We start from the raw sequence: 12,756 nt of genomic DNA, 5'->3' as shown, positions 1-12,756 counted from the left end.
ACCAGGCATCAATGAGGATCACCATGTTCAGGAATCTAGGTATCGCGGGCAAGCTGTGGCTGGCCGTGGGCGCGTTGGTCATGGCGATGGTGAGCATCGTGGGCCTGGCCGCCTGGCGGGCGGCCAACCAGCAGCAGCGGTCGGAAAGCGCACTCAAGGTCAGCGACCGCAAACTGGAAGTCGCCCACGAATGGGCGTCCATGAGCGAAGTGGCCATGGTGCGCAGCGTGGCCACCAACATCAGCGCGGACGAAAAGGTGGCCGCCAGCTTCAAGCAGCCGATCGCCGACGCCATCGCCAGGATCACCGAGTTGCAGAAGGAAGTGCAAGCCCTGCCGCTGGACGAGCAGGACCGCGCGCAACTGGACAAGATCGCCGACAAGCGCAAGCAGGTGCTGGCGCTGAGCACCGAGATCAAGAAGCTCAAGGCCGATGGCCAGCTGGACGCCGCCCGCGCGGCGGTCGATCAGCGCTTCCTACCCGCCTCGGCCGAGTACCTCGGTGCCCTGAAAGACTTCGCCAAGCTGCAAGCCCAGGCAGGTGTGAATGTCCGCGCGGAGATCGCGGCCGGCCGCCGATCCACCGTGCTCATCGCGGGCCTGATGGTGGTCGGCGTGCTGGTGGCGGCGGTGGCGGGCGCGGCTTTCCTGATCCGCTCGATCAAGCAACCCTTGAGCGAGGCCATCCACATCGCTTCGCGCATCGCCGAGGGCGACCTCAGCGTCGCCATCCAGACCCACCGCCAGGACGAGTTCGGGCAACTGGTGCGCTCCTTGCAAACCATGTCCGCCTCACTGGCCCGGCTGGTGAGCGAAGTTCGCCACACCACCGACGGCATCTCCACGGCGTCCACCGAGATCGCCATGGGCAACCAGGATCTGTCGAGCCGCACCGAGCAAACGGCCTCCAGCCTGCAGGAAACGGCGTCGTCGATGGAGCAGCTCACCGGCACCGTCAAGCACTCGGCGCAATCGGCCATGCAAGCCAACCAGCTGGCGACCTCGGCCAGCGATGCGGCGCAACGCGGTGGCCGCGTGGTCGGTCAGGTCGTCGAGACCATGCAGGACATCGCCAATTCGTCCAAGAAGATCGCCGACATCATCGGTGTGATCGATGGCATCGCGTTCCAGACCAACATCCTGGCGTTGAACGCGGCGGTGGAAGCCGCGCGGGCGGGCGAGCAGGGACGCGGCTTCGCCGTGGTGGCCAGCGAGGTGCGCTCACTGGCGCAACGCTCGGCCAATGCTGCGAAGGAAATCAAGGGGCTGATCGTGAGCTCCACCGAACGGGTGGACTCGGGCGCGCAACTGGTGGGCGAAGCCGGCCAGGCCATGAGCGATATCGTCTCGGCGATCCAGCGCGTGACCGACATGATGCAGGACATCAGTGCCTCGGCCTCGGAGCAGAGCGATGGGATCGTGCAGGTCAACCAGGCGGTCAACCAGCTGGACCAGATGACGCAGCAAAACGCCGCGCTGGTCGAGCAATCAGCCGCCGCGGCGGAAAGCCTGCGCGAGCAGGCCAGCCGCCTGGCGGGCGCCGTGAATGTGTTCCGGGTGGAGGAGCACGCTCACGGCTGAGGCTGAGGCTTACTTCAGACCGGCAGCGGCCTTCAAGATGGCCGCCTTGTCGGTGCGTTCCCAGGTGAACTCGGGCTCTTCGCGGCCGAAGTGGCCGTAAGCGGCGGTCTTCGAGTAGATCGGGCGCAGCAGGTCCAGCATCTGGATGATGCCCTTGGGACGCAGGTCGAAGTGCTCTTGCACCAGCGCGGCGATCTGGTCGTCAGGGATGACGCCCGTGCCTTCGGTGTAGACCGTCACGTTCATGGGGCGGGCCACGCCGATGGCGTACGCCACCTGGATCTGGCACTGCTTGGCGAGGCCGGCGGCCACGATGTTCTTGGCCACGTAACGGGCAGCATAGGCGGCCGAGCGGTCGACCTTGGAAGGGTCCTTGCCCGAGAAAGCGCCACCACCGTGGGGGCAGGCACCGCCGTAGGTGTCGACGATGATCTTGCGGCCGGTCAGGCCACAGTCGCCTTGCGGGCCGCCGATGACAAAGCGGCCGGTGGGGTTGATCAGGTACTTGGTGTCCTTCAACCATTCCTTGGGCAGCACGGGCTTGATGATCTCTTCGATGATGGCTTCGGTGAACGAGGCCTTCATCGAGTGTTGCGTTTCGCTTTGATCGGGGTCGTGCTGGGTGGACAGCACCACGGTGTCGATGCTGTGCGGCTTGCCATCGACATAGCGCATGGTGACCTGGCTCTTGGCATCAGGGCGCAGGAAAGGCAGGCGGCCATCCTTGCGCAGCTGGGCCTGGCGCTCGACCAGGCGGTGGGCGTAATAGATGGGCGCGGGCATCAGCTCGGGCGTCTCGTTGCAGGCGTAGCCGAACATCAGGCCCTGGTCGCCAGCGCCGATGTTCAGGTGGTCGTCGGACGCGTGGTCCACGCCCTGGGCGATGTCGTTGGATTGCTTGTCGTAAGCCACCAGCACGGCGCAACCCTTGTAGTCGATGCCGTAGTCGGTGTTGTCGTAGCCGATGCGCTTGATGGTGTCGCGGGCGACCTGGATGTAGTCGACGTGCGCGTTGGTGGTGATTTCACCGGCCAGCACCACCAGACCGGTGTTGCACAGCGTTTCAGCGGCCACGCGCGAGCGGGGGTCTTGCTGGAAGATGGCGTCGAGGATGGCGTCCGAGATCTGGTCGGCGACCTTGTCGGGGTGGCCTTCAGAGACGGATTCGGATGTGAAGAGGAAGTCGTTCGCCACGTTAAGTGCTCCAAAAAGATAAGTTCAAGACTGGCTGCGTCGCCGGGCTTGAAGATCTTTCGAACAAGCGGCGAACGCTTTAGCGGCATTTGTGAATCGCCCCGCAAGTTGTTCCTTTAACTCGGCGATGGGTCAGTGTAATGGATCGCACCCAGGGTTTCGGTCGGATAAAACCCCGAAACCGTTGGCAAATCGGGGCATGGGAGCCGCTGATCCGAGGGCTTCGGCACGCCGGTTGCTGACGGCGGGCATGGACTTGAACGACCTGAACCTTTCGCCCTGGGCCCTCACCATCCTGTCCGCCGCCCTGGCCATGTTCGTGGCCTGGCTGATCTTCCTGAGCGGCGCGGCGGTCCTCAAACGGAGCACGGCCCATTCCAAAGCAGCCTCCGCCGTGACGCAGTCGGCGCGCAAGCCAGCCAGCATCCTGCTGCCCCTGCTGGCCTTGCAGTTCGTGCTGCGCGGCGCGCCCGACGACCTGGACCACATCGCCTCGGTGCGGCAGGTCACCACCATCCTGCTGATCGCCTCCTTCACCTGGCTGCTGATGCGCATGGCGCGCGGCTTCGGCCAGGCCATCGTGCTGTCGCATTCGGTGAACGTGAGCGACAACCTGATGGCGCGCCGCATCCAGACGCAGACGCAGGTGGTCACGCGCCTGGCCGTGGGTGCAATCGGCCTGGTCGGCTTCAGCCTGGCCTTGATGACGATCCCCGATGTGCGGCAGATCGGCACCAGCCTGTTGGCGTCAGCGGGCGTGGTGGGCATCGCGGCCGGCCTGGCCGCGCGGCCCGTGCTCGGCAACCTGATGGCCGGCCTGCAGATCGCCTTCAGCCAGCCCTTCCGCCTGGACGATGTGGTGATCGTGGAGGGCGAATGGGGCCGCGTGGAAGAGATCAACAGCACCTACGTGGTCGTCAAGATCTGGGACGAGCGCCGCCTGATCGTGCCCCTGCAATGGTGGATCGAGAATCCCTTCCAGAACTGGACGCGGAGCAGCGCCAACATCCTGGGCACGGTGTTTTTGTGGGTGGACTACCGCATGCCCCTGCAACCCTTGCGCGACGCCATGCAGGCCTTGTGCGAGAAGTCGCCCTTGTGGGACCAGCGCGTGTGCCTCATCCAGGTGACCGACTTCAGCGAGAAGGCCATGCAGTTGCGTTGCCTGATCAGCAGCGCCGATTCGGGCAAGGCCTGGGACCTGCGCTGCCTGATCCGCGAAGAACTGATGCTGCTCATGCAGCGCGACTACCCCGACTTCCTGCCCCGCGTGCGCAACGAGATTGACCCGCCGCTGCCCGGCGGGACGCGCGCCGAAGCCAGCGACACGCAGGGCCAGCCGTCCGCGCCGCAGCAGCGCTCCCCCACGCCGGAACACGAGCAGCCGCACCGCGCCTGAAACAGAAAGCACCTGCCTGCCCGCCCGGGCACGGTGTTTGCCATGAAGGGGCCAACAACATTCTCCGGCTTCTTCATTGATGAACACACTGCGCCTCCAGCTCCGCTTTCTGGTCCCGCTGGTTTTGACGCTGATCGCCGCGGCCTACCTGGCCGTGCCCCTGATGGACCGCCTCACCCTGCGCTGGTTTTCGCGCGACCTCAATCTGCGGGGCTCGCTGGTCACCAAGACGCTGTCGGATTCGATCACCGAAGGGCTGGCGGAACCGGGCAGTTCACGCATGCAATCCCTGTTCAACCGCGTGGTGCAGGACGAGCGACTGGTGGCCATCGGCCTGTGCTCGATGGACGGCGAACTGCTGCGCCGCTCGCCCGGTTTCCCGCGCTCGCTGACTTGCGCCAAGGCCACCGTCATCGGTGAGCAGGACGAGCCGCAGATGCGCATCGAAGGCGGCCCCGTGCACGTGGGCATCTACCCCATCACCGACGAGAACGGCCCCATCGCGCAACTGATCCTGCTGCAGGACTTGAGCTTTGTCGAGCACCGCAGCCAGGACACCCAGAAGTACCTCATCATCCTGATCGCGGGGCTGGGCGTGATCATCGCGCTGATCACCGTCGTGGTGGCGCAATTGAGCTGGCGCGGCTGGGTCTCGGGTGCGCGCGCGTTGCTGCGCGGGGAAGGCCTCATCAGCCCGCTGATGTCGCCGGCCGCGCCCGAACTGGAGCCTTTCGCCGCCGACCTGCGCGCCCGACTGCGCGACCTGGAAGACGAGTACCGCCGATCGCTGGGGCCCGAGACCGAATGGAACCCCGAGCGCCTGCGCGCCCTGCTGCGCACGCAACTGCGCGGCGACGAGTTGATCGTGGTGGCCAACCGCGAGCCCTACATCCACGACAAGGTGGGCGATGGGGTCGTCGTCAAGCAACCGGCCAGCGGCCTGGTGACAGCGGTCGAGCCACTGCTGCGCGCCTGTTCGGGCACCTGGATCGCCCACGGCAGCGGCAGCGCCGACGCGGAGGTGGTCGATGCCCATGACCGCGTGCTGGTGCCGCCCGGCAAGGACGAGTACACCCTGCGCCGCGTGTGGATGAGCGAAGAAGAAGAAAAGGGTTACTACTACGGCTTCGCCAACGAAGGCCTGTGGCCGCTGTGCCACGTGGCCCACGTGCGGCCGGTCTTCCGCGAATCCGATTGGGAACACTACCGCGCCATCAACCAGCGCTTCGCCGACGCCGTGGTGGCCGAGGCCCGCAGCGAAGACCCGGTCGTGCTGGTGCAGGACTACCACTTCGCCCTGCTGCCGGCCATGATCCGCAAGAAGCTGCCGCGCGCCACCATCCTGACCTTCTGGCACATCCCCTGGCCCAACCCGGAGTCTTTCGGCATCTGTCCCTGGCGGCAGGAGATCCTGGAAGGCATGCTGGGCAGCACCATCCTGGGCTTCCACACGCGTTTCCACTGCAAGAACTTCATCGAGACGGTGGACCGCTACCTCGAAGCCCGCATCGAGCACGAGCACTCGACCATCTCCTTCCACGAAGACAGCACCTTCGTCGAAAGCTACCCCATCTCGATCGCTTGGCCCTCGGAACAGATGCAGGCCGCCTGGCTGCCGGTGGAAGAGTGCCGCGCCAATGTGCTGGCCTCGCTGGGCCTGCCGCCCGACCACCGCCTCGCCATCGGCGTGGACCGCTTCGACTACACCAAGGGCATCCTGGAGCGCATCCACGCGGTGGAGCGCCTGCTGGAGAAGCACCCCGAGTGGATCGGCAAGTTCGGCTTCGTGCAGATCGCGGCGCCTTCACGCGGTGAACTGGAAGAGTACAAGGCCTTCCAGGAGCGCATCCACGCCCTGACCGACCGCATCAACCAGCGCTTCGGCCGCGACGGCTACAAGCCCATCCACCTGCTGGCCGTGCACCACAACCAGGCCTCGCTCTACGAGCTGTACCGCGCCGCCGACGCCTGCATGGTCACCAGCCTGCACGATGGCATGAACCTGGTCTGCAAGGAGTTCGTGGCCGCGCGCGACGACGAACGCGGCGTGCTGATCCTGAGCCGCTTCGCCGGGGCCGCCCGTGAAATGGGACAGGCGCTCATCGTGAATCCGTATCATGTGGAAGAGACCGCCGATGCCCTGCACCGCGCGCTGACGATGCCCGAGGCCGAACAGCGCGAACGCATGGGCAGCCTGCGCATGACCGTGCGCGAGTTCAACGTCTACCGCTGGGCCGGCCGCATGCTGACCGACGCCGGCCGCTGGCGTCTGAGAGAAAGGATCGAGGCGCGCGTGCAGAGGCACCAGCCTGGCTGACATGAAGCACCACCTGTTCACCCCCCCGGGCCAGCAGGCCCTGGACGCCGTGATGAAGCGGCGCCCTTTGCTGGCCTTTGATTTCGACGGCACCTTGGCCCCCATCGTGACCCGTCCGGATGACGCCCGCGTGTCCATCGGGGTGGCGAAAAGCCTGGAACAATTGGCCAGCTACCTGCCCGTGGCCATCGTCACGGGCCGCCGCGTCGACGACGTGGCACCGCGCCTGGGCTTCGACCCCCACTACATCATCGGCAACCACGGCGCAGAAGACCCGGAGCGCCCTGAGTTGCCGCCCGAGGTTTACGTGGCGCTGACCGAGAAGCTCGACGTGCTGCGCCAGAAGATCAACCAGCACGAAGTCGACCTGGCCGCCTTGGGCATCCAGGTGGAGGACAAGCTGCATTCGCTGGCCCTGCACTACCGCCTGGCCCGAGACCGCGACGCGGCCCTGGTCACCATCGAGACGCTGCTGCGCAACCTGGACCCGGCCCTCACCAGCTTTGGCGGCAAGTGCGTCGTCAATGTGGTGGCCGCCAACGCGCCCGACAAGGGTGACGCCGTGGCCTCGCTGGTGCAACGCACGGGTGCCGGCGCGGCCGTGTTCACAGGCGACGACTTGAACGACGAGTCGGTGTTCGAGCGCGCCGAGCCGCACTGGCTCACGGTGCGCATCGGGCGCGATGACCCGCTGTCGCACGCCCGTTTTTACCTGGACACCCACGCCGAGGTCGCCACCATGCTGCAGATGATGGTGGCGACGCTGCGCTGAACGCGCCGGTAAATTTGACCGGCACCGGTCAAATGCGCGTCCCGATGACCGCTGCGCCGAGCAAGCCCAAATCCGGCGCCGTGACCACGTGGACAGGGATGGTCGCCATCAGATCGGCGTAGGGACCTTTCTGGTTGAAGCCGACCAGGAAACGTCCGTCCTGCATGACCGCACCCAGCTTCTGCGCGATCCCGCCGGCCAGGAAGACGCCGCCCCGCGCAAGCGTGGCCAGGGCGTAGTCGCCCGCCACGACACCATAGGACAGCAGGAAGTGGTGCAGCGCGTGCAGCGCGCGGGGCTCGCCGTCCTCCATGGCACGTCGGGCCACCTCTTCGCCCGTCAAACCCGTGGTGTCCATGGCGGTGGCCACCCTGTGCGGGGCTTTGTCGACCTGCTTGCCGCTGTCCTCGGTGTCCAGGAAGGTGTAGAAATTGGCCAGGCCGGGGCCGGACACGAAATGCTCGGCCACGGGGCGGGCCACGTGGGGCCGCAAGCGCATCAGGGCACGGTCTTGCTCGTCATTGGCCGGGGTGAAGCTGAAATGGCCCCCCTCGCCCGTGACCACGCCGTAATGCCCTGACTGGCCGTCGTCCGACGCTTGCCACACGCGGAAGGCCACCCCCAGGCCCGAGCCCGCGCCGATCACCAGTTGCGGCGCGCGCGCCGCTGCCTGGCCGGTTTGCAAGGACAGCAGTTGATCGGTGCGCAGCAGGTCGATCCCACTGGCCGCCGCCTCGAAATCGTTGGCCAGGCGCACGGGGATGCCACCCAGGCGCTGGCTCAATGCCGCGGCGTCGAGGTGCCAGGACAGGTTGGTCATCGTCACGGTGTGGTCCTTGACCGGGCCCGCCACGCCAAAACAGGCCGCGCGCAAAGGCACGGTCAGGTGGCTGGCGTGGTCGCGCAGGAAGCCGTCCAGCATGGCGTCGAACGAGCCGACTTCGGCGGCCACGTGGCGTTGCGAGGCCACGACCTCGATCCGGCCCGCGCCATTCATCCGAGCCAGGCCCAGCAGGGTTTTGGTGGCCCCGATATCCGCGCACAAGATCATGGGTGTCTCCTTTCGCGTGAACAGGTGCCCAGAATAGCCCGGCTCGCCAAGTAACATCGCGGCCCATGTCTCGCCTGTTTTTCATGCTGTCGCGCTGGCCCCTCGGCCTGCTGCACCCCATGGGTGCCGCCCTGGGGTGGCTGACCTACGGGCTGTCGCCAACCTACCGGCGGCGCTTGAAAGCCCACACCGACCAAGCGGGTTTGAGCGCCTGGCAACGCTGGTCGGCCGTGGCCCACGCCGGCCGAATGGTGGCGGAATTGCCGCGCCTTTGGGGCCGCCCGGCCAAGGTGCCCCTGGGCGACCGGGTGCGCTGGACCCACCCCGAGGTGGTGGAGCAAGCCCTCGCCCGACACAAGGGCGTGCTGGTGCTGTCCCCGCACCTGGGTTGCTTCGAGATCTGCGCGCAGGCCTACGCGGAGCGCTTTGGCGCGCAACAGCCCATCACGGTGCTGTACCGCCCGGCCAAGCAGCCGGCGTTGGCCCGCATCCTGGAACATGCCCGCGACCGAGAGCACCTGCAATCCGCCCCGGCCACGCTCAGCGGCGTGCGGCAATTGCTGCGCGCCCTGAAAAGCGGCCAGACCCTGGGCTTGCTGCCCGACCAGGTGCCGCCCGAGGGCATGGGGGTGTGGGCGCCCTTCTTCGGGCCGCAGGCCTACACCATGACCATGGCCACCAAGCTGGCCCACCAGACCGGCGCCAGCATGGTGTGGCTGCGGGGCGAAAGACTGGGCTTCTTTCAACGCTTGAAAGTGGGCGCTGACTTCGTCGTTCATGCCCAAGCGGCCGGGACGGACTTGGTCGACGCTGTGGCACAAGGGGACCCGGCACCATCGGCCGTGGCACTCAACCGCGAGGTGGAAAACCTGATCATGCAGTGCCCCCAGCAGTACCTTTGGGGATACAACCGCTACAAGCAACCCAAGGCGGACATCCTGACCACCCAGCGCACCACCACGGCCAAGGACGCGGCATGAAGGGACTTGGCATTCGACTGGCCTTGGGCCTGCTGTGGCTGCTCTCCTGGCTGCCCTTGCCGATGCTGGCCGGGCTGGGCTGGGGCCTGGGCGCGCTGTTGCACCCGCTGGCCGGCTCCCGCCGCCGCATCGCCCTGCGCAACCTGGCGCTTTGCTTTCCGCAGATGCCCGAGGCCGAGCGCCGCGCCCTGGTCAAGGAACACTTCCGCTGGCTGGGCCGCAGCGCCCTGGAACGCGCCCTGTTCTGGTACGCCCCGCCCGCGCGCATCAAGCGCCTGATCCAGGTCAGCGGCGACATCGATCTGGCGGAACGCGAGTTCCAGGCCACGGGCCGCGCCACCATGTGGCTGTGCCCGCATTTCGTGGGGCTGGACGTGGCTGGCGCGTCCATCCTGCTGCAGCAAAAGCGCCCAGGCGCGTCGATCTACCAGACGCAGAGCAACCCGATCATCGACGCCGCCATGAAGCGCGGCCGCCTGCGCCTGGGCGATGCCGAGATTTTCCCGCGCAGCGATTCGGTCAAGCCCTTGTTCCGCGCCATCAAGGCGGGACGGGGCTTCTTCAATCTGCCGGACATGGACTTCGGTGCCAAGGACGCGGCGTTCGTGCCGTTCTTTGGCGTCCCGGCGGCGACCTTGCTGGCGCCCTCGCGCATGGCCAGGATGCTGAACATGGTGGTGCAGCCGGTGATCGCCGAAACGCTGCCCGGCGGCCAGGGCTGGCGCATCCACTTCCTGCCGCCCATCGAGAACTTTCCCACGGACGACGCCGAGGCGGACACGGCCAGGCTGAACCGGCTCATCGAAGCCGAAATCCTGAAGTTGCCGGCGCAGTATTTGTGGGTGCACAAGCGCTTCAAGACGCGGCCGCCGGGCGAGCCCAGTCTGTATTGAGCCGGCGCTCAAGTCCACCCCATTTCGGCCGAAATGCAGAGACGGTACGTTTGCAATTTCGGAGACAAAAAAGATGGCAGCCTGGATCACCTTCTTGCGTGGTTTTTCGATCCGTGCACGACTCCTGTCCTGCATGGCCCTGGTGGTGGCGATCGGCCTGATCGTGGGCACCGGCTCAAGCTGGCAGCTGTCGCAACTGCGTGGTGAGTTCGACGCCTTCGCCACCCAGGAGTTCGCGGCCACCCAGCGCATGAGCACGCTGGCCCTGCAACTGGGGCAACTGCGCGGCTTCGAAAAGTCGGCCATCATCAACACGGGCGATTCGGTGTCGGCCGGCACCCACATCAAGGCCTGGCAAAACACCCTGAGCAGCACGGTCAAAGCCACGCAGGAGCTGGCCAAGGTCGCGCCCAACGCCACCATCGCGGCGCAGGTGAAGTCGGTCGAGGCCAAGCTGCAAAGTTATGGCAAGGGCCTGGCGCCCACCCTGGAACTCATCAACTCCTCGGCCATCAGTTCGCCCGGCGAAGCCTTCCAGTCGAGCGAGCCGCAACGCGCCGAAGGCGACGCCATCGATGCCATCGTCGCCAAGCTGAACGTGGACATCGAACAACTCGCCCAAGCCCGCCGCGCCAAGGTCAGCAGCGGCGTCAGCAACGCCATCATGTCGCTGTGGGCGCTGCTGCTGTCGCCGGGCATCGTCTTCCTGCCGCTGATGGGCCTGACCATCGCCTCGGTCACGGGGCCTTTGAAGCGTGCCGAAGCGCACACCCAGGCCATCGCGCAGGGCGACCTGACGCAAGAGATCAACCCCCGCGGTCAGGACGAAATTGCCCGCCTGATGCGGTGCATGAAGGAGATGCAGGTCTCGCTGCGCACCATGGTCGCCTCGGTGCGCGAATCGTCGCAGAACATGCTGGTGGCCAGCACCGAGATCGCCGCCGGCAACCAGGACCTGTCCGACCGCACCGAGCAGGCCGCCTCCAACCTGCAGCAGACGGCCTCGTCGATGGAGGAGCTCAGCACGACGGTGGCCCAATCGGCCCAGTCCGCCAACGTGGCCAACATCCTGGCCGACACCGCCTGCCAGCGCGCCGAGCAAGGCGGCCAGGTGGTCGAGAGCGTGGTGCAGCAGATGGCCGACATCAGCAAGGCCTCGCAGCAGATCAGCGACATCATCGGCGTGATCGATGGCATCGCTTTCCAGACGAACATCCTGGCGCTGAACGCCGCCGTGGAAGCGGCACGTGCTGGCGAACAGGGCCGCGGTTTCGCGGTCGTGGCCAGCGAAGTGCGCCTGCTGGCCAAGCGCAGCGCCGACGCCGCCAAGGAGATCAAAAGCCTGATCGGCCAGTCGGTCGAGCGCGTGGACATCGGCTCGCGCCGCGTGCAGGACGCGGGCGCCGTGATGGTCGAGATCGTGGACGCCATCCGGCGCGTCACCCAGGCCATGGGCGAGATCGCCGACGCCACGCAGCAGCAGTCGCAGGGCATCAGCCACGTGGGCGAATCCGTCAGCCAGCTCGACCAGATGACGCAGCAAAACGCCGCGCTGGTGGAACAATCGGCCGCCGCCGCCGACAGCCTGCGCCAGCAGGCCAAGGGCCTGACCGACGCCGTGGCGCGCTTCCAGGTGGACATTCAGCCCGCCTGACACACGCGGGGCCCCAGTCGGACGGATAATCTCCGTCCATGAAGCTGCGCTTTACCAAAATGCACGGCGCGGGCAACGATTTCATCGTGCTCGACGCCACCCAGGGGCCGCTGGCGTTGAGCCCGGCCCAATACCGCTTCCTGGCCGACCGGCGCTTCGGCATCGGCGCCGATCAGATCCTGATCGTCGAGCCCGGCTCCAGCGAGCGGAACACCGACTTCACCTACCGCATCATCAACGCCGATGGCGGCGAGGTCGAGCAATGCGGCAACGGCGCCCGCTGCTTTGCGCGTTACGTGCACGACCAGAAGCTCACCGGCAAGACCAGGCTGCGCGTGCAGACCATGCTGGGCGTGATCGAGCCCGAGTTGCAGGACGACGGCCGCGTCACGGTCGACATGGGCGAACCCATCCTGGCCCCTGAAAAGGTGCCGTTCAACGCCGCCGGCCTCACGCCCAAGCTGGTCAACGGCTGCGAGCTGTGGCCCTTGCCACTGGCCAACTACCCGGTCGACGTGGCGGTGGTGTCCATGGGCAACCCGCACGCGGTCACGCGCGTGGACGACGTCGACCAGGCCCCGGTCGGCGAGACCGGCCCGCAGATCGAAAGCCACGAACGCTTCCCCAAGCGCGTCAACGCCGGCTTCATGCAGCTGGTGGGCCGCTCGCACATCAAGCTGCGCGTGTTCGAGCGCGGCAGTGGCGAAACCCTGGCCTGTGGCTCGGGCGCCTGCGCGGCCGTGGTCGCCGGCATCCGCCTGGGCTGGCTGGACAGCATCGTCGATGTCGACACGCGCGGTGGCCGCCTGACCATCAGCTGGGCGGGCATCGGGCATCCTGTGATGATGACCGGCCCGGCCGCCACCGTCTTCGACGGCGAGATCGACGTGCCCGCCCTTTGACCCGTTCGAAGAAC

10 protein-coding genes are annotated in these 12,756 nt (G+C 66.7%); 8 read left to right on the top strand and 2 right to left on the bottom strand.

Annotated elements, in window-relative coordinates; all coding sequences use genetic code 11:
* Positions 1-23: 23 nt before the first annotated feature.
* Positions 24-1,580: a methyl-accepting chemotaxis protein gene (locus tag ACREB4_RS05230; RefSeq protein WP_431587141.1), complete on the top strand. Its 1,557-nt coding sequence runs from the start codon at positions 24-26 to the stop codon at positions 1,578-1,580.
* Between the two features lie 9 nt (positions 1,581-1,589).
* Here ACREB4_RS05230 and metK read toward each other — a convergent pair whose 3' ends face one another.
* Positions 1,590-2,774, bottom strand: coding sequence for a methionine adenosyltransferase (gene metK, locus ACREB4_RS05225; protein WP_431587140.1), 1,185 nt, complete (start codon positions 2,772-2,774; stop codon positions 1,590-1,592).
* Positions 2,775-3,024: 250 nt separating this feature from the next.
* Here metK and ACREB4_RS05220 point away from each other — a divergent pair, with 250 nt between their 5' ends.
* The 3 genes from ACREB4_RS05220 to otsB all read left to right on the top strand — a co-directional run bounded on the left by ACREB4_RS05220 (position 3,025) and on the right by otsB (position 7,262).
* Positions 3,025-4,173 carry a mechanosensitive ion channel family protein gene (locus tag ACREB4_RS05220; RefSeq protein WP_431587139.1) on the top strand — a complete coding sequence of 383 codons (1,149 nt, stop codon included), beginning with the start codon at positions 3,025-3,027 and terminating at the stop codon, positions 4,171-4,173.
* A 79-nt stretch (positions 4,174-4,252) separates the two neighbouring features.
* A complete protein-coding gene (locus ACREB4_RS05215) occupies positions 4,253-6,490 on the top strand; it encodes an alpha,alpha-trehalose-phosphate synthase (UDP-forming) (RefSeq protein ID WP_431587138.1) in 2,238 nt (745 codons plus the stop codon).
* Position 6,491: 1 nt separating this feature from the next.
* The gene (gene otsB, locus ACREB4_RS05210; RefSeq protein ID WP_431587137.1) at positions 6,492-7,262 is read left to right on the top strand and encodes a trehalose-phosphatase; all 771 of its coding nucleotides are present in this window, start codon (positions 6,492-6,494) and stop codon (positions 7,260-7,262) included.
* Between the two features lie 28 nt (positions 7,263-7,290).
* On the opposite strand, the gene glk is transcribed toward otsB, so the two are convergent.
* Positions 7,291-8,313: a glucokinase gene (gene glk / locus ACREB4_RS05205; RefSeq protein ID WP_431587136.1), complete on the bottom strand. Its 1,023-nt coding sequence runs from the start codon at positions 8,311-8,313 to the stop codon at positions 7,291-7,293.
* 65 nt (positions 8,314-8,378) lie between these two features.
* Here glk and ACREB4_RS05200 point away from each other — a divergent pair, with 65 nt between their 5' ends.
* The 4 genes from ACREB4_RS05200 to dapF all read left to right on the top strand — a co-directional run bounded on the left by ACREB4_RS05200 (position 8,379) and on the right by dapF (position 12,742).
* Complete coding sequence (locus ACREB4_RS05200; RefSeq protein WP_431587135.1) at positions 8,379-9,293, top strand: lysophospholipid acyltransferase family protein; 915 nt, start codon at positions 8,379-8,381, stop codon at positions 9,291-9,293.
* Positions 9,290-10,186, top strand: coding sequence for a lysophospholipid acyltransferase family protein (locus tag ACREB4_RS05195; protein WP_431587134.1), 897 nt, complete (start codon positions 9,290-9,292; stop codon positions 10,184-10,186). Before ACREB4_RS05200 ends, ACREB4_RS05195 begins: the two co-directional genes overlap by 4 nt.
* Before the next feature lie 73 nt (positions 10,187-10,259).
* Entirely contained in the window at positions 10,260-11,840 is a 1,581-nt protein-coding gene (locus ACREB4_RS05190) for a methyl-accepting chemotaxis protein (RefSeq protein ID WP_431587133.1), read from the top strand.
* Positions 11,841-11,878: 38 nt separating this feature from the next.
* Positions 11,879-12,742 carry a diaminopimelate epimerase gene (gene dapF / locus ACREB4_RS05185; protein ID WP_431587132.1) on the top strand — a complete coding sequence of 288 codons (864 nt, stop codon included), beginning with the start codon at positions 11,879-11,881 and terminating at the stop codon, positions 12,740-12,742.
* The last annotated feature ends 14 nt before the right edge of the window (positions 12,743-12,756 follow it).

It is taken from the genome of Aquabacterium sp., from assembly GCF_050725395.1.
In the GTDB taxonomy this organism is placed as follows: domain Bacteria; phylum Pseudomonadota; class Gammaproteobacteria; order Burkholderiales; family Burkholderiaceae_C; genus Aquabacterium.
The sequence above is the reverse complement of the archived record's forward strand: the minus strand, read 5'-3'. Positions and strand labels throughout refer to the sequence as shown.

Coding starts and splice junctions, on each gene's coding strand:
- ACREB4_RS05230 (WP_431587141.1), top strand. CDS start 24: ATGTTCAGGAATCTAGGTATCGCGGGCAAGCTGTGGCTGGCCGTGGGC.
- ACREB4_RS05215 (WP_431587138.1), top strand. CDS start 4,253: ATGAACACACTGCGCCTCCAGCTCCGCTTTCTGGTCCCGCTGGTTTTG.
- ACREB4_RS05200 (WP_431587135.1), top strand. CDS start 8,379: ATGTCTCGCCTGTTTTTCATGCTGTCGCGCTGGCCCCTCGGCCTGCTG.
- ACREB4_RS05190 (WP_431587133.1), top strand. CDS start 10,260: ATGGCAGCCTGGATCACCTTCTTGCGTGGTTTTTCGATCCGTGCACGA.
- otsB (WP_431587137.1), top strand. CDS start 6,492: ATGAAGCACCACCTGTTCACCCCCCCGGGCCAGCAGGCCCTGGACGCC.
- glk (WP_431587136.1), bottom strand. CDS start 8,313: ATGATCTTGTGCGCGGATATCGGGGCCACCAAAACCCTGCTGGGCCTG.
- ACREB4_RS05195 (WP_431587134.1), top strand. CDS start 9,290: ATGAAGGGACTTGGCATTCGACTGGCCTTGGGCCTGCTGTGGCTGCTC.
- ACREB4_RS05220 (WP_431587139.1), top strand. CDS start 3,025: ATGGACTTGAACGACCTGAACCTTTCGCCCTGGGCCCTCACCATCCTG.
- dapF (WP_431587132.1), top strand. CDS start 11,879: ATGAAGCTGCGCTTTACCAAAATGCACGGCGCGGGCAACGATTTCATC.